Origin of the sequence: Burkholderia sp. Tr-20390 (assembly GCF_017104595.1) — a bacterium.
Lineage (GTDB): Bacteria > Pseudomonadota > Gammaproteobacteria > Burkholderiales > Burkholderiaceae > Burkholderia.
Genome location: NZ_JAAGPC010000029.1, coordinates 38,011 through 64,212 on the forward strand (window position 1 = coordinate 38,011; position 26,202 = coordinate 64,212).

General features: G+C 68.1%; 25 protein-coding genes. 8 read left to right on the forward strand and 17 right to left on the reverse strand.

Annotated elements, in window-relative coordinates; genetic code table 11:
- Positions 1-8 precede the first annotated feature (8 nt).
- Complete coding sequence (locus tag G3N98_RS11340; RefSeq protein ID WP_089427121.1) at positions 9-1,598, reverse strand: inorganic phosphate transporter; 1,590 nt, start codon at positions 1,596-1,598, stop codon at positions 9-11.
- 255 nt (positions 1,599-1,853) lie between these two features.
- Here G3N98_RS11340 and G3N98_RS11345 point away from each other — a divergent pair, with 255 nt between their 5' ends.
- The 3 genes from G3N98_RS11345 to G3N98_RS11355 all read left to right on the forward strand — a co-directional run bounded on the left by G3N98_RS11345 (position 1,854) and on the right by G3N98_RS11355 (position 4,448).
- Positions 1,854-2,798, forward strand: a complete 945-nt coding sequence (locus G3N98_RS11345) for a metallophosphoesterase (protein ID WP_206148220.1) — start codon at positions 1,854-1,856, stop codon at positions 2,796-2,798.
- A gap of 25 nt (positions 2,799-2,823) precedes the next feature.
- Positions 2,824-3,156: a cupredoxin family copper-binding protein gene (locus tag G3N98_RS11350; RefSeq protein ID WP_206148221.1), complete on the forward strand. Its 333-nt coding sequence runs from the start codon at positions 2,824-2,826 to the stop codon at positions 3,154-3,156.
- A gap of 152 nt (positions 3,157-3,308) precedes the next feature.
- Complete coding sequence (locus tag G3N98_RS11355) at positions 3,309-4,448, forward strand: patatin-like phospholipase family protein (protein ID WP_206148222.1); 1,140 nt, start codon at positions 3,309-3,311, stop codon at positions 4,446-4,448.
- A gap of 243 nt (positions 4,449-4,691) precedes the next feature.
- Here the strand turns inward: G3N98_RS11355 and G3N98_RS11360 are convergent, their stop codons facing one another.
- Positions 4,692-5,852, reverse strand: coding sequence for an alpha/beta fold hydrolase (locus G3N98_RS11360; RefSeq protein WP_206148223.1), 1,161 nt, complete (start codon positions 5,850-5,852; stop codon positions 4,692-4,694).
- Positions 5,853-6,099: 247 nt separating this feature from the next.
- Between G3N98_RS11360 and G3N98_RS11365 the strand changes: the two genes are divergently transcribed.
- Positions 6,100-6,408: a helix-turn-helix transcriptional regulator gene (locus tag G3N98_RS11365; protein ID WP_089427115.1), complete on the forward strand. Its 309-nt coding sequence runs from the start codon at positions 6,100-6,102 to the stop codon at positions 6,406-6,408.
- A gap of 82 nt (positions 6,409-6,490) precedes the next feature.
- On the forward strand, positions 6,491-7,552 hold the full coding sequence (locus tag G3N98_RS11370) for an alkene reductase (RefSeq protein WP_089427114.1): 1,062 nt from the start codon (positions 6,491-6,493) through the stop codon (positions 7,550-7,552).
- An 18-nt stretch (positions 7,553-7,570) separates the two neighbouring features.
- Here G3N98_RS11370 and G3N98_RS11375 read toward each other — a convergent pair whose 3' ends face one another.
- Complete coding sequence (locus tag G3N98_RS11375; RefSeq protein WP_206148224.1) at positions 7,571-8,098, reverse strand: GNAT family N-acetyltransferase; 528 nt, start codon at positions 8,096-8,098, stop codon at positions 7,571-7,573.
- 87 nt (positions 8,099-8,185) lie between these two features.
- Here G3N98_RS11375 and G3N98_RS11380 point away from each other — a divergent pair, with 87 nt between their 5' ends.
- Positions 8,186-8,797, forward strand: a complete 612-nt coding sequence (locus G3N98_RS11380) for a LysE family translocator (protein ID WP_206148225.1) — start codon at positions 8,186-8,188, stop codon at positions 8,795-8,797.
- Between the two features lie 47 nt (positions 8,798-8,844).
- Positions 8,845-9,801, forward strand: a complete 957-nt coding sequence (locus G3N98_RS11385; RefSeq protein ID WP_206148226.1) for an alpha/beta hydrolase — start codon at positions 8,845-8,847, stop codon at positions 9,799-9,801.
- Here G3N98_RS11385 and G3N98_RS11390 read toward each other — a convergent pair.
- Positions 9,798-10,718 (reverse strand): phosphatidylinositol-specific phospholipase C, encoded by a 921-nt coding sequence (locus G3N98_RS11390; RefSeq protein ID WP_206148227.1) that lies wholly within the window; start codon positions 10,716-10,718, stop codon positions 9,798-9,800. The genes G3N98_RS11385 and G3N98_RS11390 overlap by 4 nt on opposite strands.
- Before the next feature lie 6 nt (positions 10,719-10,724).
- Between G3N98_RS11390 and G3N98_RS11395 the strand changes: the two genes are divergently transcribed.
- Positions 10,725-11,747 carry a LacI family DNA-binding transcriptional regulator gene (locus G3N98_RS11395; RefSeq protein ID WP_206148228.1) on the forward strand — a complete coding sequence of 341 codons (1,023 nt, stop codon included), beginning with the start codon at positions 10,725-10,727 and terminating at the stop codon, positions 11,745-11,747.
- Positions 11,748-11,779: 32 nt separating this feature from the next.
- On the opposite strand, the gene G3N98_RS11400 is transcribed toward G3N98_RS11395, so the two are convergent.
- The 13 genes from G3N98_RS11400 to G3N98_RS11460 all read right to left on the reverse strand — a co-directional run bounded on the left by G3N98_RS11400 (position 11,780) and on the right by G3N98_RS11460 (position 25,785).
- On the reverse strand, positions 11,780-12,640 hold the full coding sequence (locus G3N98_RS11400) for a carbohydrate ABC transporter permease (protein ID WP_206148229.1): 861 nt from the start codon (positions 12,638-12,640) through the stop codon (positions 11,780-11,782).
- Positions 12,637-13,506, reverse strand: coding sequence for a sugar ABC transporter permease (locus G3N98_RS11405; RefSeq protein ID WP_089442040.1), 870 nt, complete (start codon positions 13,504-13,506; stop codon positions 12,637-12,639). The genes G3N98_RS11400 and G3N98_RS11405 overlap by 4 nt, the downstream gene beginning before the upstream one ends.
- 34 nt (positions 13,507-13,540) lie before the next feature.
- Positions 13,541-14,779 carry an ABC transporter substrate-binding protein gene (locus G3N98_RS11410; RefSeq protein ID WP_206148230.1) on the reverse strand — a complete coding sequence of 413 codons (1,239 nt, stop codon included), beginning with the start codon at positions 14,777-14,779 and terminating at the stop codon, positions 13,541-13,543.
- Positions 14,780-15,068: 289 nt separating this feature from the next.
- Complete coding sequence (locus G3N98_RS11415; protein WP_206148231.1) at positions 15,069-16,277, reverse strand: porin; 1,209 nt, start codon at positions 16,275-16,277, stop codon at positions 15,069-15,071.
- Positions 16,278-16,444: 167 nt separating this feature from the next.
- Complete coding sequence (locus tag G3N98_RS11420; protein ID WP_039344159.1) at positions 16,445-17,383, reverse strand: helix-turn-helix domain-containing protein; 939 nt, start codon at positions 17,381-17,383, stop codon at positions 16,445-16,447.
- Between the two features lie 61 nt (positions 17,384-17,444).
- Positions 17,445-18,050: a DUF3156 family protein gene (locus G3N98_RS11425; RefSeq protein WP_206148232.1), complete on the reverse strand. Its 606-nt coding sequence runs from the start codon at positions 18,048-18,050 to the stop codon at positions 17,445-17,447.
- Complete coding sequence (locus G3N98_RS11430) at positions 18,047-19,549, reverse strand: APC family permease (protein WP_206148233.1); 1,503 nt, start codon at positions 19,547-19,549, stop codon at positions 18,047-18,049. Before G3N98_RS11430 ends, G3N98_RS11425 begins: the two co-directional genes overlap by 4 nt.
- 220 nt (positions 19,550-19,769) lie before the next feature.
- Complete coding sequence (locus G3N98_RS11435) at positions 19,770-21,110, reverse strand: aspartate aminotransferase family protein (protein WP_089427101.1); 1,341 nt, start codon at positions 21,108-21,110, stop codon at positions 19,770-19,772.
- Positions 21,111-21,152: 42 nt separating this feature from the next.
- Positions 21,153-22,655: an aldehyde dehydrogenase family protein gene (locus G3N98_RS11440; protein WP_206148234.1), complete on the reverse strand. Its 1,503-nt coding sequence runs from the start codon at positions 22,653-22,655 to the stop codon at positions 21,153-21,155.
- Positions 22,656-22,926: 271 nt separating this feature from the next.
- The gene (locus tag G3N98_RS11445) at positions 22,927-23,124 is read right to left on the reverse strand and encodes a hypothetical protein (protein ID WP_206148235.1); all 198 of its coding nucleotides are present in this window, start codon (positions 23,122-23,124) and stop codon (positions 22,927-22,929) included.
- A 153-nt stretch (positions 23,125-23,277) separates the two neighbouring features.
- The gene (locus G3N98_RS11450) at positions 23,278-23,949 is read right to left on the reverse strand and encodes a hypothetical protein (RefSeq protein ID WP_206148236.1); all 672 of its coding nucleotides are present in this window, start codon (positions 23,947-23,949) and stop codon (positions 23,278-23,280) included.
- 50 nt (positions 23,950-23,999) lie between these two features.
- Positions 24,000-24,740, reverse strand: a complete 741-nt coding sequence (locus tag G3N98_RS11455; RefSeq protein ID WP_206148237.1) for a LuxR C-terminal-related transcriptional regulator — start codon at positions 24,738-24,740, stop codon at positions 24,000-24,002.
- Positions 24,741-24,903: 163 nt separating this feature from the next.
- Positions 24,904-25,785, reverse strand: a complete 882-nt coding sequence (locus tag G3N98_RS11460) for a neutral zinc metallopeptidase (RefSeq protein ID WP_206148238.1) — start codon at positions 25,783-25,785, stop codon at positions 24,904-24,906.
- Positions 25,786-26,202: the final 417 nt, after the last annotated feature.

Consider the following 26,202-nt stretch of genomic DNA (forward strand, 5'->3'; position numbering starts at 1 on the left):
GGCGCGAATCAGAACAGCCCGTGCAGCAGCCAGTACAGGGCGGCGGACAGCGCGATCGACGCGGGCAGCGTCAGCACCCACGCGAGCACGAGGTTGCGCACCGTATCCCAGCGCAGGCCCGCGCCGCTGGCCGTCATCGTGCCGGCCACGCCCGACGCGAGCACGTGTGTCGTCGACACCGGCAGCCCGTACGCGTCGGCCATCCCGATCGTCAGCATCGCGACGGCCTCGGCCGATGCGCCCTGCCCGTATGTCAGGTGCGACTTGCCGATCTTTTCGCCGACCGTCACGACGATCCGCTTCCACCCGACCATCGTGCCGAGGCCAAGCGCGATCGCGACCGCGACCTTCACCCAGGTCGGGATGAATTTCGTCGCGCGGTCCATCTGCTTCTTGAACGCTTCGAGCGCGCTCGCGTCCTCGACCGAGAACGCCGGCGCCTTCGCCTTCTCCATCAGCCGGATCGCCTCGGATGCGACGTACATGTTGTTGCGCACGTTGTCGACGAGGTTCTGCGGCACGCTCGAGATGCCGCCGGCCTGCGCGACCTGGTCGGCGATGGTGTCGGTGAGCTTGCCCAGTGCGGGAATCGTCGCCGGCGTCAGCTTGTGCGTGCGCACGTAGGCCTCGACATCGGCGCGCGGGTCGGTCGACCGGGCAGCCGGGTCCGCATATTTGACGAGCGTCGTCGACGCGTGGCGCGCCACCGCGACGAACGTGCTCGTCTGATCCGGCGTCACGGCCTTGTTCAGCGCATACGCGGTCGGCATCACGCCGATCAGGATCAGCATGATCAGCCCCATGCCCTTCTGCCCGTCGTTCGAGCCGTGCGCGAACGACACGCCCGTGCAGGTGAGGATCAGCAGCAGGCGGATCCAGAACGGCGGCGGCTTGTTGCCCTTCGGCTCCTGGTACAGCGCCGGCACGCGCACGAGCGCCTTCAGCAACAACAGCACGAGCGCGGACAGCACGAAGCCGATCAGCGGCGAGAACAGCAGCGCCTTGCCGACGCCGAGCGCCTGGTTCCAGTCGACGCCGCTCGTGCCCGACGGGCCGCTGACGATCTGGTTCATCAAACCGACGCCGATGATCGAACCGACGAGCGTGTGCGAACTCGACGACGGCAACCCGAAATACCAGGTCGCGAGGTTCCACGTGACGGCCGCGATCAGCAGCGAGAACACCATCGCGAAGCCCGAGCCGCTGCCCACCTGCAGGATCAGCTCGACCGGCAGCAACTGCAGGATCCCGAACGCGACGGCGCCGCTCGACACGAGCACGCCGAACAGGTTCCAGAGGCCGGACCACACGACGGCGAGGTGCGGGTCGAGCGAGTGCGTATAGATGACGGTCGCGACCGCGTTCGCGGTGTCGTGGAAGCCGTTGACGAATTCGAAGCCGAGCGCGATCAGCAGCGCGACGATCAGCAGCAGGAACGGGAGGACCGAGCTTTCCTTGACGGGACTGAGGTCGGCGCTCAGGTGGATACCGACGTAGACGATGCCGCAGGCAATGATCAGAAAGAACAGCGCGAGGCTGACGATGCGCGTGCGGGTGCTGACCGCACCACTGGTTTCCGTTGCCGCGAGATTCGGCATGAAGGGGCTCCGGATAGGTGACTCGGAGTGGCAGGCTATCGATCGGTCGTGACGCAAATGTGACGTGTCACTTACAGGACATTGACAGGTCATCCGACAGGCATCCCCGATCGCCGCGCAAGCCGCAAACACGGGCGTTCGACCTTGTAACTGGCGGGAATAAATTCGCCGCTGCGCCGGTATGGCACACGAAGGCGCCGGCTTATTCCAGGACGATCCGGCCGTCCGGTTTCGTCACACGAATGCGAGGCTCACATGTCTTCATCGCCCCCCACCAACCCGTCGCGCCGCAAGGCGCTGCAGTGCATGGCCTTCGGCGGCCTCGGCACGCTGTTTACGCTGTCGGGCGGCATCCTGACGCCGTTCGACCTCGCGCTCGCGCAGACCGGCGACGCGCTGCCGGCCAACGCGGGCCGCCCGCTGTTTGTGCAGATCAGCGACACGCACATCGGCTTCAACAAGGACGCGAACCCCGACGTATCGGCCACGCTGAAGCAGACGATCGACCTCGTCAACGGCATGCCGGCGATGCCCGCGCTGGCCATCCATACCGGCGACATCACGCACCTGTCCAAGCCCGAGGAGTTCGACCACGCGTCGCAACTGCTCTCCGCGCTGCGCGTGCCGGAACTGCATACGGTGCCCGGCGAGCACGACGTCACCGACGGTTCGGGCGCCGAATATTTCGGCCGATTCGGCAAGGCGTCGGACAACCGCGGCTATTACAGCTTCGATCACGCCGGCGTGCACTTCATCGGCCTCGTCAACGTGATGCACTTCAAGCCGAACGGGCTCGGCAGCTTCGGCGACGACCAGCTCGCGTGGCTCGCGCAGGATCTCAAGGGCCGCTCGTCGAGCACGCCGATCGTCGTGTTCTCGCACATGCCGATGTGGACCATCTACGAGCCGTGGGGCTGGGGCACCGGCGACGCGCCGCAGACGATGGCGCTGCTGCGCCGCTTCGGTTCGGTCACCGTATTGAACGGGCACATCCACCAGATCGTGTCGAAGGTCGAGGGCAACGTGACGTTCCACACCGCGCGCTCCACCGCGTTCCCGCAACCGACGGCCGGCAACGGCCCGGGCCCCGTGCCGCTCACCGTGCCGCGCGACCGGCTGCCGTCGATGCTCGGCGTGACGACCGTCGAATTCGCGGGCCATCCGGTCGCGTCGTCGCTGCGCGATGCGACGCTGGCCTGACGCACTGAATCCAAGGGAGACCGACATGACCCGTTTCAAGCGATCCAGCCTCATCGCGGCGCTGCTCCTGTGCGCCACCGCCCCGCTCAGCGCGTTCGCGCAGGGCCCCGACGGCACGCTCGTGACGATCCGCAACTTCATGTTTTCGCCGATGTCGACGACGATCAAGGCCGGCACGACGATCACGTGGAAGAACCTCGACGGAGAGCCGCACACGGTCGTCAACGACGCGGGCATCTTTCATTCGAAGGCGCTCGACCAGGACGAGACGTACTCGTTCCGCTTCGACAAGCCGGGCGTCTACAAGGTGTTCTGCGGGATTCACCCGTACATGAAGGAGACCATCACGGTCGAATGACGCGGCGCGTCACGCGCTTGAGGGTCGGAAGCGACTGACGTCGAATCGAACGCGGCCGCCCGTTGCACTGCGGGCGGCCCTGCGCCGTCGATCGCCTAAACTGAATCGAACCGTTCAGACCCGACCCACTATCACACGCAGCGAGGCCAGCCATGACCGCGACCCAGCCGGCACGCATGGATCTCCCCGGGCAAGTGGTGCTCGTGCTCCAGGGCGGCGGCGCACTGGGCGCCTTCCAGCTCGGCGTCTTTCAGGCGATGGACGAAGCCGGCATCCGGCCCGACTGGGTGGTCGGGACGTCGATCGGCGCGATCAACGCGGCGCTGATCGCCGGGAACCCGCCAGCACAGCGTTACGAGAAGCTGTCGGCATTCTGGCGCCGCGTGACCGAACGGACCCGTTTCGACACTGCGCCGCTGCTGCCCGGCTGGAACCGGACGCTGGCCGAGCTGATGATCATCGGCGGCGGCATCGCGGGATTCTTCCAGCCCAATCCGGCCTCGTGGCTCGGGCCGATGGTCCGCCTCGGCGTCGATCGCGCGTCGTATTACCGGATCGCGCCGCTGCGCGACACCCTTGCGTCGCTGATCGATCCCGAGCTGCTGAACGCGGGCCGCCCGCGCCTGACCGTCAGCGCGGTCAATGCGTGCTCGGGCACGATGCGCTATTTCGATTCCCGCGATACGCGACTGGCGCTCGAGCACATCATGAGCTCCGGCGCGCTGCCGCCCGCGTTCCCGGCGATCAGGATCGACGGCGAACCCTACTGGGATGGTGGCGTGTATTCGAACACACCGGTCGAGGTCGTGCTCGACGACAATCCGCGCCGCAGCTCGATCATCTTCTCGGTCCAGATGTGGAACCCGGCCGGCCCCGAGCCCCAGAGCATCTGGCAGGTGTCAGAGCGGCAGAAGGACATCCAGTACGCGAGCCGCACCGACAGCCACATCGCGCGCCAGCAGCAAATTCACCGGCTGCGCCACGTGATCCGCGAGCTGGCCCGGCACGTGCCGGAGGCCGAACGCGCGTCGCCGGCCGTGCGCCGGCTCACCGCGTGGGGATGCGAAACCACGATGCATCTGATCAAGCTCGCGGCGCCGCGACTCGCCGACGACAATCAGTTCAAGGACATCGATTTCACGCCGGCCGGCATCGAGGCCCGCCGGCAGGCCGGCTACGAGGCCGCACAACGGGCCATCGCGGCGCGTCCGTGGGATACGCCGACGGACCCGACGGAAGGCCTGACCGTATTCGACGCCAGCGGGCCGCCGATCACGGAAGATCCGGCGTGATACGCGGCGCCCCTATCGCGCGCCGAGCGCTTCGGCTCGATCACGCGCGACCAGCCTGAAGCCGGGCACGGCCGGCCTCATTCACCTCGACCATCAGCACACCGTTCCGCGCGGCGTGTCGAAATAATCGTCGAGGATCGTGATGTTCATGGGAGCGCGCCCGGCACCGCCGTCATCCTGAACCGGGAGCCTGCATGTCTCTGACCGATCGATTTTCGCCGTGCGCGGATCTCGCACGCACGCTCACTGCCCTGCCGCGCGCATGTCCGGCGCCGTGCCGGCAACGACCGGACACGATTGCGGCAACGCGTGCCCGAACAGCACGGCCAGCCCGCAAGCGGACGTGAACATCCCGAGGCCGTCATGCCCGACGCCCGGCACTTCGACGACCTGCTGCGCGAGATCGTCAGGATGCCGTTTCTTCAGATAGTCGAAATACGCGAGCCCGCGTGCGAGCCGGTACGGGCCTTGCGCCATGGCCGCGCATGAGCGGTCGATGAAGTGGGTGTAAGGGTTCGTGTCGGCCTGGCCGAGCAGGTACACGACATGACGCGCGACATAGCGTGTTTCGAGATCGCGCACGTCCTGCGACGCGACATAAGGCGGTGCCGACTTCAGCCCGTATTTCCATACCGTCGCGCTCGGGCAGGTTCCGCCTGCGATCGCCCGGCCGTCCGGCCGTTCGTCGTCGAAATACAGGTAGCTCGACGGGTTCGCGACCACATAGCGCACTGCGATGCCGGCCCGCGCGAGCGCATCGCCTTCGTGCCCGGCCACCGCGTAACGCTGCAGCAACTGCGCGCCGGCGGAGTGGCCGATCACGACGACCGTCGACAACGCGGGATACAGGCTGCGGTCGGCGAAATGCGCGAGCAATGCGTCGAGCGCGGTGAACGAACTGATCGGGGCTGGCTGGCGGGCCGGTTCGCCGCCCTTCCATCCTTCCTGGGTCCAGGCGAGCGTGGGCGCGGGCAGCGAGAACGCACGCGTATCGGCGCGTGTCAGGAATTGCGGCGCGATGACCATCGTCCCCTGGCCCGCTGCACCGGCCTTCTCGACGACTTCGAGCCCCGATGCGTAATAAGCGTCGGCGTTGCGCAGCGTGCCGTGAATCACGATGAACACACGCGTGACGTCGGGTGCCGCCTTGTCGACGGGATGGTCGGCATAGACGGGCAACATCGCGCTGCCCTGCGGCGTGTCGACGGTCAAGCGCTGGTCGGCGACTGCCTTCACCGGTGCTTCGAGACGTTCGCGCTGGGTGGGCGTGGCGGCTTCGGCCGGATGCGCGCCGCCCAGGACACCGATGGCTGCCGCGACCGAAATCGCGAACGCCAGGGTTCGGGCGGCCGGCAATACGCGTGAGCGCCGGATGCTTGCAAAGGCAACGGAAATGAGTGACATGGCGACGGATCGAGTGGCGGATATGACTTTAACGGCGATGGTCGCAGAATCCGTCGCGCGCTGCGGGGCGGTTACGGGAAGCGCACACCCGCCCTGCACCCTCGAGAGTCATCACGATCCATCCCCGTTATCGCATTTCACTATCAACCCCATTGCCAGCAATGCTTTCAAACATATCGTCAAGTTCCGATATAAGATTCGCCCATCGACGATACTTCATTGCCTGACCGAAACGCCCAACCCATCCATGCCGACCGAACTCGACATCGAAGCCATCCTGAAAGCGCTCTCGAACCCCGTGCGCCGGGAAATCCTCCTCTGGCTGAAAACGCCGGGCGAGCATTTCCCGAACCAGACGCTGCCGTATGAGCACGGCGTCTGCGCGGGCCAGATCGACGCGCGCTGCGGGCTGTCGCAGTCGACCGTCTCCGCGCACCTCGCGACGCTCCAGCGCGCGGGGCTCGTGACGTCGACACGGATCGGCCAGTGGGCGTTCTTTCAGCGCAACGAGGCCGTCATCGACGCATTTCACGACGCCCTGCGCCGCGAACTCTAGTCAACACGGCCGAACCGGCCATGCGGAACGCTGTCGCCCATGACGCGACGGTTTCCCGCCTTTCGTGAAGAGGTTATTTGCCATGCCCACCCTGTTCGATCCCGTCACCCTCGGCGACCTGACCCTGCCGAACCGCATCGTGATGGCGCCGCTCACCCGCTCCCGTGCGGGCGCGACGCGCGTGCCGAACGCGCTGATGGCCCGCTACTACGCCGAGCGCGCGACGGCCGGCCTGATCATTACCGAGGCAACGTCGGTCACGCCGCAGGGCGTCGGCTACGCGGATACCCCCGGCATCTGGTCCGATGAGCAGGTCGAGGGCTGGAAACAGGTGACGCAGGCCGTGCATGCGGCCGGTGGGCGCATCGTGCTGCAACTCTGGCACGTCGGCCGGATCTCCGACCCGGTGTTCCTGAACGGCGACCTGCCGGTCGCGCCGAGCGCGATCGCCGCCGGCGGCCACGTGAGCCTCGTGCGTCCGCAGCGCCCGTACGTGACGCCGCGCGCACTCGAGCTCGACGAAATCCCGGGCATCGTCGCCGCGTACCGCAAGGGTGCGGAAAACGCGAAGGCCGCCGGCTTCGACGGTGTCGAGATCCACGGCGCGAACGGCTACCTGCTCGACCAGTTCCTGCAGGACAGCACCAACCACCGTACCGATGCGTACGGCGGCCCGATCGAGAACCGCGCACGCCTGCTGCTCGAAGTGGTCGATGCAGCAATCGACGTGTGGGGCGCCGGCCGCGTCGGCGTGCACCTTGCCCCGCGCGGCGACGCGCACACGATGGGCGATTCCGATCCGGCGGCAACGTTCGGTTATGTCGCGCGCGAACTCGGCCGTCGCAAGATCGCCTTCATCTTCACGCGTGAGTCGTATTCGGGCGACCACTTGAGCCCGCGCCTGAAGGAGGCATTCGGCGGCCCGCTGATCGCGAACGAGCAGTTCACGCTCGACACCGCGCAGGCTGCGCTCGAGGACGGCAGCGCCGACGCGATCGCATGGGGCAAGCTGTTCATCGCGAACCCCGACCTGCCGCGCCGCCTCGAACTCGGCGCACCGCTCAACAAGCCGGTGCCGGAAACGTTCTACGCGGAAGGCGAAACGGGTTATACCGATTACCCGGCGCTGAGCGACGCGGCCTGACGGCCCGGCAGCGCGTGTTCAGCGGCGCACGTCCGCCCGCATGAACACGCGCTGCGTCTCGTCGAGGCCGAGCGCGACGTGGTGCGCGCGGATCGCGCGCAGCGTGTCGTCGAGCGTGGCGTCGTCGACGATGCTGAAACCCAGGCGCGCGTAGTACGGCGCATTCCACGGCGCGTCGCGAAACGTCGACAGCACGACCTCCGCGATCCGTTCCTGCGCCGCGCGTGCCATCACCTGTTCGATCAGGCGCGCGCCGATCCGCTGTCCGGCATGCGACGGCGCGACATCCAGCTCTTCCAGATACAGCCGCTGCGCATCGAGCAGCCGGTAGAACGCAAACCCGACGCACGTACCCTGCGGATCGACCGCGACATACGCGCGGCCGTCGTCGATGCGCACGCGCACGGCAGCCGCATCGGTCGGCTCGGCGTCGGCGATGTGAGTCATGCCGATTGCGCGGAACCGCTGCGCGGCGGCGACTTCGACGGCGGCCATCGCGGCCGCGTCTTCCCGCGTGGCGGGACGGATCAGGATCGATGCAGTCATCACGGCAATTCAGGCAGACAGTCTGGAACGGCCGTCACTATAATCGAAACCTCATACGTTTCGAACGCCCCACCCACGAGGTTCGTCATGACGCTGTCCGCGCTCGCCGTCTTCGCTGTCACCCTGCTCGTCACCGCCGGCACGCCCGGGCCGAGCGTCGCCGCGCTGGTCGCGCGCGTGCTGACGAACGGCGTGCGCGACGTGCTGCCGTTCCTCGCGGCCATGTGGGTCGGCGAAGCGCTGTGGCTCACGCTCGCGGTCGCGGGGCTGTCCGCGTTCGCGCGCACGTTCGAAACGGGCCTGATCGTGCTGAAGCTGCTCGGCGTCGCGTACCTGCTGTTCCTCGCGTGGAAGATGTGGACCGCGCCGACCGCGACCGACGCCGACGACCTGCCGCGCGGCCAGTCGCCGTGGCGCATGTTCGTCGCGGGGATGCTCGTTACGCTCGGCAACCCTAAGATCATGGTGTTCTATCTCGCGCTGCTGCCGACCATCGTCGACCTCACGCATGTCGGTGTGACCGCGTGGGCCGAACTCGTCGGCACGATGCTCGCGGTGCTGATCCTCGCCGACTGCTTCTGGTCGCTGCTTGCGTCACGCGCACGGGCCTTCCTGACGTCGGCGCGCGCCAAGCGGTTCGCCAATCGCACGAGCGCGACCGCGATGGCCGGTGCGGCGGTGGCGATCGCGACGCGCTGAGCGCATCTCTCCGGCACACGTCGCGCCGCGCCCCCTCGGGAATCGACATGAAGACCTGGCTCCCGGCTGTCCTGCTCTGCCTGTCCGCCACGGTCGCGCACGCGGCCGGCGTCAAGTTCGTCACCATCCCTGCCGACACGGCCGGCCCCGAACTGCGCGCGGTCATCTGGACGCCCTGCGCAATCCCCGCGCAATCGCTCACGATCGGCCCGTTCCTGCTGAAAGGGCAACGCAACTGCCCGACCGTCGGCGACAAGCTGCCGCTCGTCGTGATCTCGCACGGCCACGCCGGCACGTACTTCGGGCATCACGACCTCGCCGAAACGCTCGCCGACGCAGGCTACGTCGTCGCGGCGATCAACCATCCCGGCGACACGCATACGGACATGAGCCGCGCGGCCGACCTGCGGGAGCTGGTCGAGCGGCCGGACGACATCAAGCGCCTGATCGACTACATGCTGGCCGACGGGCCCGACGCCGGGCATATCGACGCTGCCCGGATCGGCTTCTTCGGCTTTTCGCGCGGCGGCTACACGGGCCTCGTGCTGGCTGGCGCCAATCCGGATTTCGTCCACGCGCACGTGGCCTGCCCGGACCCGACCTGGCTGATCTGCAAGCAGATCCGCGACCACGACGTGCCGCGCCAGCCGTTGACGCACGATCCGCGGATCAAGGCCTACGTGATCGCCGATCCGATGAACGAATTCCCGAGCGCCGATACGCTGAAGGACGTGCATGCGCCGATCCAGCTCTGGGGATCCGAAGCCGGAGGCGACGGCGTGGAGCCGGAAACGGTCCCCGCGCTGGCCGACATGCTGCCGAAACGGCCGGAATTCCACGTCGTGCCGAATTCCGCGCATTTCGCGTTTCTCGCGCCGTGCGCCGAACAACTGGCGCAGGTCTCGCCCGAAGTCTGTACCGATGCGAAGGGATTCGATCGCGCGGCCTTTCACGAAACGCTCGACGCAAAGGCGCTCGCGTTCTTCAGCGCCAATCTCCACTAACAGCGAAACGTCTTGCGCCAGACGCCCGGCGCCGGCACATGGTCGTTGCACGCGATCAGCGCGCGTACCAGCGCCCAGTCGTCGTCATCGCAGAAGTCGAGCAGCATCGCGCCATACGGGCCGGGCTGCTCGCGCAGCCGTTCGGCCAGCCGTGCATGAATGCCCCGCACGTTGCCGTCGCCGTGTGCGACCACCGACGGATTCGCGCCCATTCCCGTCCCGCTGCAGAAGTTGATCGCCCAGCGGCCGCTGTCCGGCGACGGCAAATCCGTCAGCAGTGCGTCGATCGCACGCCACTTCCAGCCGATCGACGCGGCAACCGGCACGCGGTATTCGTCCTGGATCACGAATGCGCCGTCGGGGTGGTCGATCGTGAACGTCGCATTGTCGGGCCACGCAGTCAGGTCAATGCCGAGCGGCCGGCTGCTGCGAAAGCGCCGCAGCAGCACGACCCCACCGCGCACGTCGCCGAGCGCGGGCAGCGTGCCGCCGGCATGCCAGCGCAGCCGCGGATGCCGCGCGCGATGCGCGTCGAACGTCGCATCGAAACCGCGCGTGCACGCGTGCGCCGGCCATTCGTCCTTCACCGACATCACGATGCATTCGCGCGGATGCGCGTCGAGAAAACGCGCGCAGGTTGCCAGCACGTCGTCGAACGTCATGCCGAGCGCGATGCCGCCGTGATGGATGTCGAACGCATCGCGCACGTGCCGGCAGCGGATGTCGAGTAGCCGCACGCCATGCGCGAGCTGCGCATCGAGCGGCGCACGCTGGGTGCGCACGAGCCGATCGTCGACGGTATACGCACAGGTGTCATGGCTGCCCGGTAGGGTCAGCGTATGCAGCAGCCGCGCATCGTCGAGCGCCGACATCCAGTCGGCGGGCGGCATGCACGTATCGTGGCTCGAAGGGATCATGAATCGATGAATGACAAGGAAAGAAAGCCGTGGGTCACGGCATCGGATGTCGCGGCGCGCGCCGGCGTGTCGCGCTCCGCGGTATCGCGTGCATTCTCGCCGACGGCGAGCATCGCCCCGCAGACGCGTGAGCGCGTCATGGTCGCCGCGCGCGCGCTCGGCTACCAGGTCAACCTGATCGCCCGCGACATGATCACGCAGCGCAGCAGCATGATCGGCGTCGTGACGGCCGGGTTCGAGAATCCGTTTCGCGCGCGGCTGCTGTCGGACCTGATGGCCGCGCTCGGGCAGCGCGCGCTCACGCCGCTCGTGACCAATGCGGAAGATCCGCGCCAGGTCCGGCAATCGCTCGAACAGTTGCTCAGCTACCGGATCGCGGGCCTCGTGATGACGTCCGCGTCGCCGCCGCTGTCGGTCGCGCAGCAGTATCTCGAACACCGGATCCCGGTCGTGATGATCAACCGCGAGGCGAACCTGCCGGGCGCGGACATCGTCGTCAGCGACAACGCGGCGGGCGCCGTCCACGCAGCGCAGCGGCTCGTGCGGGCCGGCGCGCGCCGGCTCGCGTTCGTCGGGCCGCGCGGCGCGAGCTACAGCGCGCAGTCGCGTGCCACCGCGTTCGAGCAGGCGATCGGGCGCGGCGATGCGTTCGATGCAACGCTCGCGCACGTGCTCGACACGCCGTCCGACACGCATGCAAGCGGTGTCGACGCCGCGCGGCAACTGTTCGCGAACGGCAAGCGGCCCGACGGCGTGTTCTGCTCGTCCGACCTGCTCGCGCTCGGCGTGATCGACGTCGCGCGCAGCGAATTCGGGTTGCGCGTGCCGGACGACGTGCGCGTGATCGGCTTCGACGACATCCCGGCCGCCGAATACGATGCGTACCGGCTCACGACGCTGCGGCAGGACACGCGCGGCCTCGCGCAGGCGGCGGTCGACCTGCTCGCCGACCGGATGCAGGCGTTCGAAGGCCCGTCGCGCACGCGCATCGTGCCGGTCACGCAGGTGGTGCGGGCCAGCTGCGCATAACCAGGGAAAATCGGGCGCGGCGACGCCGCGCGTCACTTCAGCCCGCCCGCGAACCCGCGCAACAGGTAGCGCTGCACATAGCCGGCCACGGCCAGCGTGGGCAGCGACGCCATCAGCCCCGCGCTCATCAGGTCGCCCCAGTCGATGCCGTTCTCCGTCACGTAGCCGGCAATCGCGAGCGGCAGCGTGAAGCGGCTCGGCGTCGACACGAACAGCAGCGCGATCAGGAATTCGTTCCACGCGGCGATGAACACGAAGATCGCGGTCGCGATCAGCCCCGGCGCGCAAAGCGGCAGCACGATCTGCACGAGGCGTCGCGCGAGCCCCGCGCCGTCGATGCACGCGGCTTCCTCGTATTCGATCGGCACGTCGCGCACGAACGCGAGCAGCATCCAGATCGCCATCGGCAACGCGTAGATCTGGTACGCGAGCATCAGGCCGAGCGTCGAGTCGAGCAGGTGCAGCCGCTTCGCGAGCGCGAACAGCGGCACCGCGATCGTGATCGGCGGCATCAGCTTCAACGCGAGCACGAGCACCAGGAACAGCAGGTCGAGCCGCGCCGGAAACCGCAGCCGCACGAGCGCATACGCGGCCGGAAACGCGAGCGCCAGCGCGAGCAGCGTCGTGCCGAAGCCGACCAGCAACGAATTGAACAGCGGCGCGCCGATGCCGTTCGACCAGACCGACGCGAAATGCTCGACGGTCGGCGCGGCCGGCCAGATCCGCAACGGATGATCGAGGCGTTCGAGCGTCGGCATGAACGCCGCGCCCGCCATCCACAGGCACGGCAGCAGCAACAGCGCGAGCGCGGCGATGCGCAGTGCCCACGGCATCGCGCGACCCAAAGCGACGCCCGTTCGTGCGCCCGTGATGCGGGCGGGTTGCGCCGTCATGCGCGCCGCTTGCGAACCGTCTGCCATACGTACCCCGAGACCAGCAGCGCGGACGCCGCGAGCATCAGCACCGACGCGGCGCTCGCCGGGCCGACGTTGAAGAAGCGGAAGCCCGTGTCGTAGATATAGGTCGACAGCGTCTGCGTCGCGTTGCCGGGGCCGCCGCCCGTCAGCGCATAGACCTTGTCGAACAGCTTGAACGTGTCGATCGAGCGCAGCAGCAGCGCGAGGCCGATCTGCGGCGCCGCGAGCGGCAGCGTGATGTCGCGCAGGCACTGCCACTCGCTCGCGCCGTCGGTGCGCGCGGCTTCGTACAGCTCCTGCGGGATCGACTGCAGCCCGGCGAGTACGATCAGGAACGCCATCGGCGTCCACTGCCACACGTCGACGAGCGCGAGCGACCACAGCGCGAGATGCGGATCGGACAGCCAGCGCACGCCTTCGATGCCGAACGCCGCGAGCAGCGCGTTCAGGAAGCCGTCGAAGTTGAGCCAGTTGCGCCAGATCGCCGAGCACACGAGCGTGGACAGCATCATCGGCAGGATCGCGAGCGGCAGCGCGATGCGCCGCCCCGGAAACGCGCGCACGAACAGCAGCGCAAGGCCGAAACCCAGCGCGACTTCGGCGAGCGAAGCGACGATCGTGAAGCGCAGCGTGTTGCCGAAGCCGGCCGTGAACGCATCGTCGCCGAGCACCGCACGATAGTTCGCGAGCCCGGCGAAGGCGCGCCGGCCGGCCGAGTAGTCGACCCGGCAGAACGAATCGATCAGCACCTGCGCGACCGGATACAGCGCGAGCGCGGCGAGCACCAGCAGCGCGGGCCCGAGCAGCGCGACGAACGGCAGGCTGCGGCCGAAAGCTTTCATGCGCCGGGTTCCGGTGAGGGTTCCAGGCGAGCGGTCACTTGCCGGCCGCGGCCGTCGCCTGCGCGATCTTCTGCTGCGCCTGGCGCAGCGCGGCGTCGGGCGTGGCCTGCCCCGTCAGCGCGAGCTGCAACTGGTCGCCGAGAATGCTCTCGACCTGCTGCCAGTCGTTCACGCGCGGCCGCGCACGGCCGGCTTCGAGCGCCTTCAGCTGATCCGGATACCAGCGGTACTGGCGCACCAGCGCCGGATCGTTGAACACGCTGCGGCGGGTCGGCGGAATGCCGATGCCGGCGAGGCGCGTCTGCGTGTCGCGGGCGGTCAGGTACGCGAGGAAATCCTGCGCGAGCTTCGCGTGCGGCGCGTCCTTCGGGATGCCCATCTGCCAGATGCCGAGCATCGGCGCCGGGCCCGCGGTCTGCCCGGGCGGCGGCTGCAGCGCGATCTGGCCGACCACGCGCGACTGCTTCGGATCGTCGAGCGCCGGCACCCACGCCGGCCATACCTCGATCGACTGCGCGGCGGTGCCGCGCTGCAGCGCATCGCGCACTTCCGCCGCGCCGTACACGTCGACGTCCTTCGGCGCGGATGCCTTCAGCGCGAGGAAGGTCTTCAGCGCGGCCTGTGCCTCACGCGAATCGATCGTCACGTTGCCGGAACGGTCGAACACGTCGCCGCCATAGGCCCACAGGATCGGCAGGAAGCCCGTCACGACCGGGTTGCCCTTCGTGCCGCGGAACACGACGCCCGACACGCTCTTGTCCGCGCCGCCGACGGTCTGCGCGATCTTCAGCACGTCGTCCCAGTTGCGCGGCGGCTGCAGCTTGTACTTCGCGAGCAGGTCCTTGCGGTACGCGAACATCTCGACGTTGCCGACGATCGGCAGCGCATACAGCGCACCGGCCGCGTTGCGGCCGAGCGCGACGGCGGACGGCACGAGGTCGGCATCCGCGAGCGACGCGGGCAGCGGCTTCAGCCAGCCGTTGCCGATGAATTCGGGCGCCCACGTGTCGTCCATCATCACGAGGTCGTATGCACCGGTGCCTTCGCGCATCGACAGCTTGAGCTTCTGGTACAGGTTCGCGTTCGGCAGCTTGAGCAGCTCGATCTCGGTACCCGGATGCAGCTTGTTGAAGCCGGCGACGGCGTCGGCCAGCCCCTTGCCGTAGATATCGTCGCGGCCTGCGATGACGAGATCCGCGGCAACGGCGTGCGTGGCGGCGAAGGACAGCGCAAGGGCGGCGGACAGCGCGCGCAGGCGGCTCAGCAAGGTCATGAAGTCTCTCTCGTTCGGCGTGGTGGCGGGACGGCCGGGCGTTGCACACGTGTGCAACGCGGGAGATGTTTCCGGCCGCCTGTAGCGAACGCCATTGTTCACGCCGATCGTTAAGAATTTATGGCACATGGCGATCGCCGGTGCGCGGCGCCTGCCGAGCGCTTGCCACGGCGAATCGGGCGGCAACCCGGCCGCCCGCCACCCGCCTGCTGCTCGCCGCCCGTTGCTCGTCGCCCGTTGCTCGTCGCCGGCCGCCCGCGTTTCGCGCGCCGTGTCCCATGCCCTGCGCTTAAAAGTTCACACGAATGCCCGCCATCACCGCCAGTTGCCGGCTCGAATTGCTGTTCGCGAGCACCGGGATCTGCGCGTAGTTCACCGCGTTGCCGTCCGCGTCGGTGCCGAGCCCCTTCCCGCTCGCGATCTGGCCGATCGCGACCGCATACAGCGCCGTGCGCTTCGACAGGCTGTAGTTCGTGCCGACGTTCACCTGGTGGAACCGCGTCGTGCCGCGCCCGTCGGTATGCGCGGCGTTGAAGATGTACGCAACACCGCCCTGCAGCGCGGGCGTGAATATGTACGTGGCGTTCAGCTCGCCGATATCGAACGTGAACGCCTGCGTGCGCGGCTGCGCGGTGGTCGAGAAATAACGGCTGTCGCCGAGGCGCGTATGCGTATAGGTGAGCGCGATCGTCGCGTCGCCGAACGTGACCGAGCCGCCCGCGCCGAACGCGCGCATCGAGCCCGCATCCTGCAGCAGGCAGTACATCGCCCCTGGGTTGCTGCATGCGAAATCGCCGATATAGCCATTCGCGCCGCCGAGCGCAGCGTCGAGCGGCTGGTGCAGGTCGAGGTAGCCGACCGAGAACGCGACCGGCGCACGCGTGTACGTCGCGGCCACTGCGTAACCGCGCTTCGCGGAGAAATCGCCGGCCTGTCCGCCGAAGCTGAACGTGCCGCCGAACGTGAGGCCGTTGAAATCGGCGCTGGTGAACTTCACCGCATTGTTGAAGTTGAATGCGGCGTTCAGGTTGTCGACGTCGCCGAGATGCGAGCCGTACGGCGTCGCCCAGTTGTTGCTCGACACGTACGCACCGAGCATGTCGGTGTACGTGTCGTACTGGCGGCCGAGGCCGAGCGTGCCGATCCCGTCCTGGCGCAGCCCGACCCACGCCTGCCGGCTGAAGGCCGTGCCGCCCTGCAGCGCCTGCCCGTTCGCCGAAAGAAACTGCTGCTCGAGCGTGAACACCGCATTGAGCCCGCCGCCGAGCGGCTCGGCGCCCTGGAAGCCGAACCGTGACGGCACGAGGTTGCCGCCGCCCATCTGCCACGCATGGCCGCCGCCCGTGCTGCCGTCGGCGCGCGTGAACTGCTGGTTCGTCGAGTAGATGATGCCGGTGTCCACGGTGCCGTACAGCGTCACGCTGCCCGAGGTCTGCGCGTGTGCGTGCATGCAACCCAGCGTCGCCGCAGCCGCGGCCAGTCGTCGTCCGATCTTCATGTCCCGCCCCTCTGTTGTCATCGATTCGCAGTGCAGATCGATGGGGTTATCGATATGGGTGACAGGACTCTATCCAGCGAAAATTCAGGACCTCTATCGCAAATCGGCAAACAGTCGCACGCGTTGCCCGCGACCGTGCCCAGCGGCGCCGTTGCGGCGCGCGTGCGTCATTCGGGGCGCGTCGTCTGCGACGGCAGCTCGCCGAACAGGTCGCGATACTCGCGCGCGAAATAGCCGAGGTGCGTGAACCCCCAGCTCGCGGCGGCCTCGCCGACGCCGAGCTGCTGCACGGGCGTCGTGCGCAGCAGGCGGCGCACCGCATTCAGCCGGATCGTGCGCAGATAGCCGACCGGCGTGACGTCGGCCACGCGTTGAAAACTCGTTTGCAGCGTGCGGCGGCTGCAGCGCAGCGCGCGACACAGTTCAAGCACGGTGACGGGTTCCTCGGGCCGGTCGCGCAGATGCTTCTCGCAACGGCTCACGATGTCGCTGTAGGTGGCGTGCGTGATGTCGCGGCGCTCGACGCCGATGCCCTGCTCGAGCGCATCGAGGAACATGCCGAGCATCGCGTCGCGGAACATCTTGCGGGTGGCCGCGTATTCGAGGTGGCCCGGGTTGCGCTGCGCATCGTCGATCAGCGACGACAGCCGCACGCCGAGCGCGACGCCCTGCTCATCGGACAGTCGTGTCACGTGGCGCAGCTTGCGCGCGCCGGATGCGCCGAATTCGGCTTCGCAGAGCTCGTCGACCATGTCGGACGCCGCGCTGATCCCGACGAGCCCCATCCCTTCCGGCGTGTGGAATTCGAAATCCTCGCCGGCGCGCAGCGCGAGCAGCGCATAGCCGTCGACGGGCTGGCCCTGAAACGTGCCCGCGAGCGGCACGGACAGCGGCACCGCGAGCGACGTGCGCCCGGCCGGCGCGAGCCCGGTCTGCGCGACTCGCCGGTTGGTCGTTTCGCGGAAGAAGTGGAAATCGTCGTACAGCACCTGCGTGACGGTGCCCTTGAAGCGGCCCGGCGTCATCTGGCGGTAGACCTGATGCCAGCCCGCGATCGCGAGCCCGTGATCGTGCACGTCTTCGTGTGAGCGTGACTGGAACAGCATCGGCATCTCCGGTAAAACCCCTAAACGCGGCCGCCGGTTCCCCGGCGCGCAACGCCACAGCTTACCCGTGCAAAATCCTGCGTAGTGCGGTTTCGAACGCGAGGCAGGCCGCCGACAGCGCGGCGGCCTGCTCGCCCGTCAGGCGGACGTAGCGGCGGAACGACGGCATCCGGTTCACGACCTCGCTGCCGCCGAACGGCACGATCGCGAGCGTCCAGCGCCCGTCGCGCGCGTCGATCGTACAGTCGGTCAGGTGCAGCGGCCGCAGCGCGTCAGCCAGCGACGGCTCGTCGACCAGCGACGGCTCGTCGACCAGCGCAGCCAGCGTGTCGGCGAATCCGGGGTCGCATCCTGGCACGATCACCGCGTCGATACCCGTGCAGCGCAGCCAGCCGGTCTGGCGCACGCGCGCGCTGCCTTGCACGGCCGGGCCGGTTGCGGTTACCGCCACCTTCACGCTGACCGTGTGCATCAGGAACTGGCGGTCGACGCGCTCGTCGACGCTCACGCGCACGCCGTTCGGCAGCCTCGCCGTCGGACTGCCGACGTGATCGGCATCGCGCTCGGCGCGCAGGTCGGCCAGCACGCGCGCGGCGATCGCGCCGGGCCGATGGCCGGGCGGCGGCGCATCGGACGCCGCGCGCCAGCGTGCGAGCGCGAGCTTCACGATGCGACGTGCTCGTTGCGCAGCACTTCCTCGACCGGCACCGGCTTGAACGGATGCCGGCGCTGCACGACGAGCGTCCAGAACAGCGCGTACAGCGCGGTGAGCCCGAGCATCGCGCCGAACGGCACGTAGATGTCGCGCGCGTTCATGCCCGGCGGCGTGATGTACCAGATCGCCAGGATGATGCCGACGCTCGACACGATCTGCGGCAGCGGGAACAGCGGCGAACGGTACGGGCGCGGCAGGTCCGGGCGGCGAATCCGCAACATCACGACCGACGCGGTGACAAGCAGGTACGCGGTGCCCCACGCGCAGGTCGCGGCGAGCACGAGGTGCAGGATGCTGTCGAGATTGCCGTTGATCAGCCACGCATGAAAGATCGGCACGATCGCCGCGGCGACGATACCGACCACCGGCGTCTTGAAGCGCGGATGCAGGTACGCGAAGCAGCGCGGCAGCGCGCCGTCGATCGCCATCCCGTACAGGATGCGCGGCAACCCGGCCATCAGCGTGTTGATCGTTGCGGCGCCGGCGCACAGGAACGCGATGCCGAACCACACGCGGCCGAACGGCCCGAGCACCTGCAGCGCGAACGCGGGAATCGCACCCGGCGTGTCGAGCAGGTGCGTGAGGCCGTCGGCGCTCACCGGCACGTTCGCGACCTGGCGGCGGATCGCCGCGCCGTACAGGAACATGCAGATCGCGACGCCGACGAGGCCCAGCGCCATCGCGCGCGGAATCGTCTTGCCCGGCGCCTTCATTTCCGGCGCGAGCGGCGTGACGAACTCGCAGCCGACGAACATGAACATCGCCATCCCGACCAGCGACAGCACGGCCGGCACCGACGTGCCGACTTCCGAGCCGCCGAACCAGCCGTCGAGATGCACGGCGGGCGCGGCCGCGAGCCCGAGGATCCCGAAGATCATCAGCGACAGCCACATGCCGGCCGTCAGCACGATCTCGAGCTTGCTGAACACCTTGATGCCGATGATGTTGGTGATCGCGAACGTGACGACGAGGCCGACGCCGACGAGCCACGAGCTGTTGTGCTTCTCGAACGCGGCATTCAGCGATTCGAAATTGACGAGCGCCATGATGCCGCTCAGGATCGTTTCCGCCGTGCCGGCGAACACGTGCACGAGGAAATACGCGGAGATCGTGCCGGTGATCGCCCAGAAGCGGCCGAGCCCGCACGACAGGTAATCGTAAACCGAGCCGGCCGTCGGCAGCATCGCGGCGGCTTCCGAGAAGGTGGTCGCCTGCGCCTGCATCATCACGAACGCGATGATCATCGCGACCGCGAACGCCCAGCCGCCCATCCCGAAGCCCGACGTCGCGGTGAGAATCACCGGGCTTGCCATGATGAGGCCGACGGCGCTCGCCAGCGCGGTCGGAAAGCCGACCGCCCCCGCCTTCAGCGCCGTGCCGCCTCCCGCTTCAGCCGGCGTGCCGGCGGGCGTGTCGCCCGCTGCGCCGGTAACTCCAGACCATCCCGACATCCCTGTCTCCTTCCTGTGTCGACCCGGACTGCCGCTTCGTCGGCGACCCGGGTTCCATGGCTATGCGGTCGGCCCGGGCGGCGCTTCAGCGCTTCGATTCCCGGGCCCCTTGTCGATCACACCTTGATCCGATGTCGAGAAAATACGCAGGCAAAATAATCCGGTCATAGCGCAAATCGGCAAACCGGCGGCGGCTACGCTGCCGGCCGCCGCCGTGCCATCACGCGAACGGCACGGCCTCGAAGCCCGCCGCGAGCGCGTCGACGATCCGGTCGAGCTGCTCGCGCTGGATCACGAGCGGCGGCGACAGGATGATCTTCGTGCCGACCGGGCGCACCAGCACGCCGTTCTCGCGCGCGACTTCCGCGACCGCGTTCGCATAGCCCGAGAGCGGGTCGATCGGCTCGCGCGTGTCCTTGTTCGCGACCAGGTCGAGCGCGAGCATCAGCCCCTTGCCGCGCACTTCGCCGACCGCCGCGAAGCGTTCCGCGAACGGCTTCAACGCCTCGAGCAGATACGCGCCCTGCTTCGCCGCGTTTGCAGGCAAGTCTTCCTTCACGACGATGTCGAGGCTCGCGATCGCCGCCGCGCACGCGACCGGATGGCCCGCATACGTGTAGCCGTGCATGATCGCGCCGCCGAAATCGGCGTTCGCGGCGAACGCGTCCTCGATCCGTGCGTTCACGACCGTCGCGCCGAGCGGCACGTAGCCCGACGAGATCCCCTTCGCGAGACACATGATGTCCGGGCGCACGCCCCAGCCGCGGCTGCCGAACATACTGCCGCTGCGGCCGAAGCCCGTCACGACTTCGTCGGCGATCAGCAGGACGCCGTAACGGTCGCACACCTCGCGCACCAGCGGCCAGTAGTTGGCCGGCGGCACGATCACGCCGCCCGCGCCCTGGATCGGCTCCGCGATGAACGCGGCCACCGTGTCGGGGCTCTGGAACTGGATCTCGCGTTCCAGCATCTCCGCGCAGATCCGGCCGAGTGCTTCGGGATCCTGCGTGAACGGGTTGCGGTACAGCCACGGCGTCTCGACGTGGAAGCAGCCCGGCAGGTTCGGCTCGTAGTTGCGGCGGAACACCGTGTTGCCGTTCACCGACGCACCGCCGAAGTGCGTGCCGTGATAACCCTGCTTCAGCGAGATGAACTTCGTGCGGTCGGCCTGGCCGCGCACCTTCCAGTACTGGCGCGCGATCTTCAGCGCGGTCTCGATCGAGTCGGAGCCGCCCGAGCTGTACAGCACGCGGCGCATGCCCTCCGGTTCGAGCATGTCGATCACCTTCTTCGACAGCTCCTCCGCGCGCGGATGCGAAATGCCGTCGAACAGCTGGAAGTATTCGAGCTCGTCGAGCTGGCGCACGATCGCGTCCTTCACTTCCTGGCGGTTGTGGCCGACGTTCACGTTCCACAGGCCCGCGACGCCGTCGACGAGCTTGCGGCCCTGTTCGTCGAACACGTAGCAGCCGTCGCCGCGCACGATGCGGATCGGCTTGCGCTGCTTCATCTCGTTCGGGTGCAGCATCGGGTGCCAGAATTTCGCTTCGTTGTAGCTCATTGCAGTCTCCACTGTCGGATCGGTTGAGGTTGAGGCCGCGCGTCAGTGCGCGATGCAGACGGATTTGGTTTCGGTGAAGCCTTCGATCGCGTACTGGCCGAATTCGCGGCCGATGCCCGATTGCTTGTAGCCGCCGAACGGCATCGACGGGTCGAGCGGGATATGGCAATTCACCCACACGGTGCCGGCCTCGATCTGCGGCACGAGGTTCATCACGCGCGTCAGGTCGTTGCTCCAGAGGCTCGCGGCGAGGCCGTACGGCGACGCATTCGCGAGGCGCACCGCATCGGCCGCGTCGTCGAACGGCACGACGACGATCACCGGGCCGAACACTTCATCGCGCACGATCGCGCTGTCCGGATGCGGATCGGCGATCACAGCGGGCTTCACGTAGTAGCCGGGCAGGTCGTCGGCCGGCGTGCCGCCCGCGAGGAACGTGAGGCCCGCGCGGCGCGCGCCTTCGATGTGCTGGACGACCTTGTCGCGATGGTGCGCGGAGACTAGCGGGTTGATCTGCGCGGTCGTGTCGAGGCCCGCGCCGAGCTTCATCGACTGCGCGACGCCCGCGAGGCCATCCGCGAGCTGCCTGAACTTGCTGCGATGCACATAGATGCGCGATGCGGCCGCGCACACTTGCCCCTGGTTGAAGAACGCGCCGGCGGCGACGCCGTCGAGCGCCTGCGCGACGTCGATGTCGTCGAGCATCACGATCGGGTTCTTGCCGCCGAGCTCGAGCGAGAAGCGCGTCATGTTCTGCACGGCTGCCGCGCCGACCAGCTTGCCGGTCGCGGTCGAGCCCGTGAACGAGATCTTCGCGATCGACGGGTGGCTCGCGAGCGCGGCGCCGCACACGCGGCCGCCGGTGACGACGTTGAACACGCCGGGCGGCACGCCGGCCTCGCGCGCGAGCTCGGCCAGGCGCAGCGCGGTGAGCGGCGTTTCCGGCGACGGCTTCAGCACGATCGTGCAGCCGGCCGCAAGCGCGGGAATCAGCTTCCACACCGCGATCATCAGCGGGAAATTCCACGGCACGATCGCCGCGACCACGCCGACCGGCTCCTTGCGCGTATAGGCCGTATAGCGCGCGCCGGGCGGGAACGGGATCGACACGTCGAGCGTCTGGCCGGTGATCTTGGTCGCCCAGCCGGCCATGTAGCGCACGTATTCGACGCTCGCGCCGACCTCGATCGCGCGCGACACGTGGATCGACTTGCCCTGGTTCAGCGTTTCGAGCTGCGCGAGCGTTTCGGCGTCGGCTTCGATCAGGTCGGCGAGTTTCAGCAGGATGCGTTCGCGGTCGGCCGGGCGCAGGCCGCTCCACACACGGGTGTCGAATGCGCGCTTCGCGCTGGCGACCGCGCGGTCGACGTCGTGTGCGTCGGCGTCCGCGACCGTCGCAAGCCGCTCGCCCGTCGCGGGGTCGACCACGTCGAGCCGCGCGGCCGCGTGGGCGGGCTGCATTTCACCGTCGATGAAGAGGCCGAAGTCGCGCGCAACGAAGGTGCGCACGGTGTCGCTGACGGCGACGAAATTCGTGGTGCTCATGGGCGTCTCGAGGATTGTCGTGGCTGGACCGCGTGCGCACGGGCACGCGGGCGTCGTTCCACTGTATCGACGAGGGTTCGCGCCCGGTGAGCGCAAATTGGCAGCGCGTGGGCGCTGGGGAGGGGTGGGTTCGAACCGCGCCGTGGCGGGTCGAGGGTCGAGTGTCGAGCCCGGAAGCCGGCTCGGTATCGCGTGGGCAGACCGACCGGCCTACTCGACCGCAGCGGGCCTGCCCGCGCCCGTACCGGGCCAATGCCCGGTCATTTCCATGCTAGTTTCTGAAGCCGTGCCCCATCGACGCAAGGAAGTCGTACGCCTGGTAATCCAGCCAGTAGATGCCAAGCGCCAGCGGAATCAGGAAGTACAGCGAATCGTATATCCCGCTTCTCACGGTCCTGACGATGAAAATCGGCAGTGCAACGCTCAAGGCGGCAACCACAAGCGCAACTGCAATGATCGTGACGTCCATGTTCCCGGCCCCTGGTTGTTATTGAAACGACGATCGCGCATGGTACTGCACGACGGCGGGAACCCGCGAGCGGAACGATTGCGGCGGCGGCGAGCCAACCGGTTCGACCGATCAGGCCTGCGAGGTGGGTGGTTGGCAGAGGCGTCTTGCCGGTCAGCCGCTGACATCCAGGCAGCCCGTGGGGCCAACCAGTTCGTGTTCCTTGGCATTGGCCGACGTGAACAGGCAAAAATTCGTGCCGATTTCACTGCCGAACTCCATCAGGAAGTCCAGTCGGCCGTCGCGATCGAGGTCGCCGGCCCAGATCAGCGTCACGCGAAACGGCGGCGTGTCGCCGCCGAAATCATGCAGGACCGACCGCCTGCCTCCGCCTTCGGCAATCACTGCACCGGATGCGGTGTAGCGCAATGCGTACCGGCGGCCGTGAAACGCGAAACGCAGCGGCTCGGGGCCGGGCTCGATCACCTTTCCGCCGTTCGGGAACGCCAGGCTCGCCGCGTCGACCGGGCCCCGCCTGAGCGATTTGCAACGCAACAGCGCGACGGCATGTTTCACGTCGGGCGTGACGTCGACCACTGCGCCATCCGGTTGCACCGGTTCGAGCCGGATGCGTGCCGGCGCAAGCTTCCAGCGATTGCCGCTGGGCGCCAGTGCGAGCCATCCGTCGCCGAGATCGGCACCGGCCTCGCCGACGTCGTCGGCCAGCATCCGCGTCGGTTGCAGCACGCGGCACGAATCGGGTTCATCCTCTTGCGCGAAGGCCGTCGAGGCCGTCGAAACACCCAGCAAGACAAACAGCACGGCCAGCAGCGCGTTGGTATTCATGAATCGACGATCTCGAAGGTTCGAATTCCAGACCGCAATTATGCGATGAATTACAGAAACAACGCCCCCACCAGTTCCGTGCGGTTCGACACGCCGAGCTTGCGATACATGCGCATCAGGTGCGTCTTGACGGTCGGCTGGCCCAGCGCGAGATCGCGGGCGATCTCCTTGTTCGAGCGGCCGTCCCGCACGAGGCGCGCGATCTGCTCCTCGCGGTAGGTCAACCGCTCCTCGCAGCAGATCCGGTGAATTCCACGCCGCGCCCGCAGCAGCGGGCTCAGCGCGGCTTCGGCCACGGGCTGCAGCCGCGCGAGCGCATCGATCTCGCCGGGCGCGAACCGCCCGGCCGTGCTGTTGCCGGCCACGCCGCCACGCGTGTCGCCCGACCCGAAGCGCAGCAGCGAGAACGCGCCGACCGTGCGGCCCGCGTCGCGCAGCCAGATCTCGACGACGTCGGCCACGTCGTGCCGCCGCAGGAAGCGGGTCCAGTACGCGGACGCGTCGCGCCTTTCATCAGGCAATTGGGAAGCAAGCGTGACGACCGCACGCTCGCCGGCCGCACAGCGCGACGGATGCAGCGGATCGAGCATCCGGTAGCGCGCGACATAGGTGCGATGCATCGATTCCGGCATCCCGAACAGCTCGAAATCGGCCGGTTCGCCGCTCTGGTCGAGCCGGTAGAACACGGTCGCGGACGGGCTCGCGAACGCGTCGAACGCGTCCACGCACGCGCGCAGCGCGCGTGGCCAGTCGGCGGCGGCCGGGTCGGCGGGAGCGGATGAGGTCGGCATGGTGGAATCGGCTGGCGGGCGAACTTATTGAAGATCGAAGTTCGGGCCAGCCTACCGACGCCGAAAAGCGCCGGTGAGCACAAATCGGCAAATCGTCCCGGCCCGGCCGCCATCGCGGGTTAGGCCGGGGCGATGCGGGCGCGCGACGGTACGCGCGCCGCTTTCAGCGTGCGTTCGCGGCGAACGTGTCGCAGGCGCTCAGTTCGCCCGATTGCATCCCGCGTCGCAGCCAGTACACGCGCTGGTCGCTGGTGCCGTGCGTGAAGCTCTCCGGCACGACATAGCCCTGCCCTTGCTGCTGCAGCCGGTCGTCGCCGATCGCGGCGGCCGCCTTCAGCCCCTGCTCGAAATCGCCGGGTTCCATCAGCCGCTGGTTCGCGCGCTGCGCGTTGTTCGCCCACACGCCGGCGAAGCAGTCGGCCTGCAGCTCCATCCGCACCGACAGCGCGTTCGAGTGCGCCTGGCTCGCCCGCCGGCGCGCGGCGTCGACCTTGTCGGAAATGCCGAGCAGGTTCTGCACGTGGTGGCCGACTTCGTGCGCGATCACGTAAGCCTGCGCGAAATCGCCGCCCGCGCCGAAACGCTTGCGCAGTTCGTCGTAGAAACCGAGATCGATGTACACCTTGCGGTCGCCCGGGCAGTAGAACGGCCCCATCGCGGTCTGGCCCGTGCCGCATGCGGTCGGCGTCGAGTTCGTGAACATCACGAGCGTCGGCGGCTGATACTGCGCGTGCAACTGGGTATCGAACACGCCCGTCCACGTGCGCTCGATATTGCCGAGCACCTTGCGCGTGAACACGACGTTCGGTTCGTTCGCCGCCGCGCCCTGCCGCTGCGCGGGCGCGGGCTGCGCCTGCTGCTGGCGGCCCTGCAGCGCCGACGCGCCTTCGAGTATCACGCGCGGGTCGATCCCGAAGAAATACGACGCGGCGAACGCAACCACGATCGTGCCGATGCCGATCGTCGCGCCACGCCCGCCGCCGAACCCGCCGGCGCCGCGGCGATCCTCGACGTTCGTGCTTTCCCTTTCGTCGTCCAGCCTCATAGCCGGCCCTCCCTGTTCTTGTCGATGGTCCGGCACGCGAGCGCGCAACCGGGCGATAGGTTGTCGTGACACGATCCCCGGCCGCTGCAACGCCCGCGCACGGGGTGTGCGCTCCTGCCGGGATCGCCGGCCTGCCGCTCCGCTCGCACGACGGAATCGGCCGGCCGATGCGCCGCGCGTCGATGCGCGGCCCGCCCGCGCTATTCTGCCGGGCTTTCGTGACTTATCGCAAAAATGTGGAGGATAGAGCGATTCGGCGCCGGACATCGTCAGCCTTTGCAAAATGGCCCGCTACCGCGCCGGTCGCCCGAATGCCGCCCGCGTTCATCCTTTCGGCTGATACCGGCGCTCGCCGGCGCCGCCTAAAGTGACCGGAAACGACACCTTTCCGGAGCACGACATGACCCACCCGCCACC

Excerpts from the sequence above, each read along its gene's own strand:
- G3N98_RS11340 (WP_089427121.1), bottom strand. The coding sequence starts at position 1,598 with ATGCCGAATCTCGCGGCAACGGAAACCAGTGGTGCGGTCAGCACCCGC.
- G3N98_RS11345 (WP_206148220.1), top strand. The coding sequence starts at position 1,854 with ATGTCTTCATCGCCCCCCACCAACCCGTCGCGCCGCAAGGCGCTGCAG.
- G3N98_RS11350 (WP_206148221.1), top strand. The coding sequence starts at position 2,824 with ATGACCCGTTTCAAGCGATCCAGCCTCATCGCGGCGCTGCTCCTGTGC.
- G3N98_RS11355 (WP_206148222.1), top strand. The coding sequence starts at position 3,309 with ATGACCGCGACCCAGCCGGCACGCATGGATCTCCCCGGGCAAGTGGTG.
- G3N98_RS11360 (WP_206148223.1), bottom strand. The coding sequence starts at position 5,852 with ATGTCACTCATTTCCGTTGCCTTTGCAAGCATCCGGCGCTCACGCGTA.
- G3N98_RS11365 (WP_089427115.1), top strand. The coding sequence starts at position 6,100 with ATGCCGACCGAACTCGACATCGAAGCCATCCTGAAAGCGCTCTCGAAC.
- G3N98_RS11370 (WP_089427114.1), top strand. The coding sequence starts at position 6,491 with ATGCCCACCCTGTTCGATCCCGTCACCCTCGGCGACCTGACCCTGCCG.
- G3N98_RS11375 (WP_206148224.1), bottom strand. The coding sequence starts at position 8,098 with ATGACTGCATCGATCCTGATCCGTCCCGCCACGCGGGAAGACGCGGCC.
- G3N98_RS11380 (WP_206148225.1), top strand. The coding sequence starts at position 8,186 with ATGACGCTGTCCGCGCTCGCCGTCTTCGCTGTCACCCTGCTCGTCACC.
- G3N98_RS11385 (WP_206148226.1), top strand. The coding sequence starts at position 8,845 with ATGAAGACCTGGCTCCCGGCTGTCCTGCTCTGCCTGTCCGCCACGGTC.
- G3N98_RS11390 (WP_206148227.1), bottom strand. The coding sequence starts at position 10,718 with ATGATCCCTTCGAGCCACGATACGTGCATGCCGCCCGCCGACTGGATG.
- G3N98_RS11395 (WP_206148228.1), top strand. The coding sequence starts at position 10,725 with ATGAATGACAAGGAAAGAAAGCCGTGGGTCACGGCATCGGATGTCGCG.
- G3N98_RS11400 (WP_206148229.1), bottom strand. The coding sequence starts at position 12,640 with ATGACGGCGCAACCCGCCCGCATCACGGGCGCACGAACGGGCGTCGCT.
- G3N98_RS11405 (WP_089442040.1), bottom strand. The coding sequence starts at position 13,506 with ATGAAAGCTTTCGGCCGCAGCCTGCCGTTCGTCGCGCTGCTCGGGCCC.
- G3N98_RS11410 (WP_206148230.1), bottom strand. The coding sequence starts at position 14,779 with ATGACCTTGCTGAGCCGCCTGCGCGCGCTGTCCGCCGCCCTTGCGCTG.
- G3N98_RS11415 (WP_206148231.1), bottom strand. The coding sequence starts at position 16,277 with ATGAAGATCGGACGACGACTGGCCGCGGCTGCGGCGACGCTGGGTTGC.
- G3N98_RS11420 (WP_039344159.1), bottom strand. The coding sequence starts at position 17,383 with ATGCTGTTCCAGTCACGCTCACACGAAGACGTGCACGATCACGGGCTC.
- G3N98_RS11430 (WP_206148233.1), bottom strand. The coding sequence starts at position 19,549 with ATGTCGGGATGGTCTGGAGTTACCGGCGCAGCGGGCGACACGCCCGCC.
- G3N98_RS11435 (WP_089427101.1), bottom strand. The coding sequence starts at position 21,110 with ATGAGCTACAACGAAGCGAAATTCTGGCACCCGATGCTGCACCCGAAC.
- G3N98_RS11440 (WP_206148234.1), bottom strand. The coding sequence starts at position 22,655 with ATGAGCACCACGAATTTCGTCGCCGTCAGCGACACCGTGCGCACCTTC.
- G3N98_RS11445 (WP_206148235.1), bottom strand. The coding sequence starts at position 23,124 with ATGGACGTCACGATCATTGCAGTTGCGCTTGTGGTTGCCGCCTTGAGC.
- G3N98_RS11450 (WP_206148236.1), bottom strand. The coding sequence starts at position 23,949 with ATGAATACCAACGCGCTGCTGGCCGTGCTGTTTGTCTTGCTGGGTGTT.
- G3N98_RS11455 (WP_206148237.1), bottom strand. The coding sequence starts at position 24,740 with ATGCCGACCTCATCCGCTCCCGCCGACCCGGCCGCCGCCGACTGGCCA.
- G3N98_RS11460 (WP_206148238.1), bottom strand. The coding sequence starts at position 25,785 with ATGAGGCTGGACGACGAAAGGGAAAGCACGAACGTCGAGGATCGCCGC.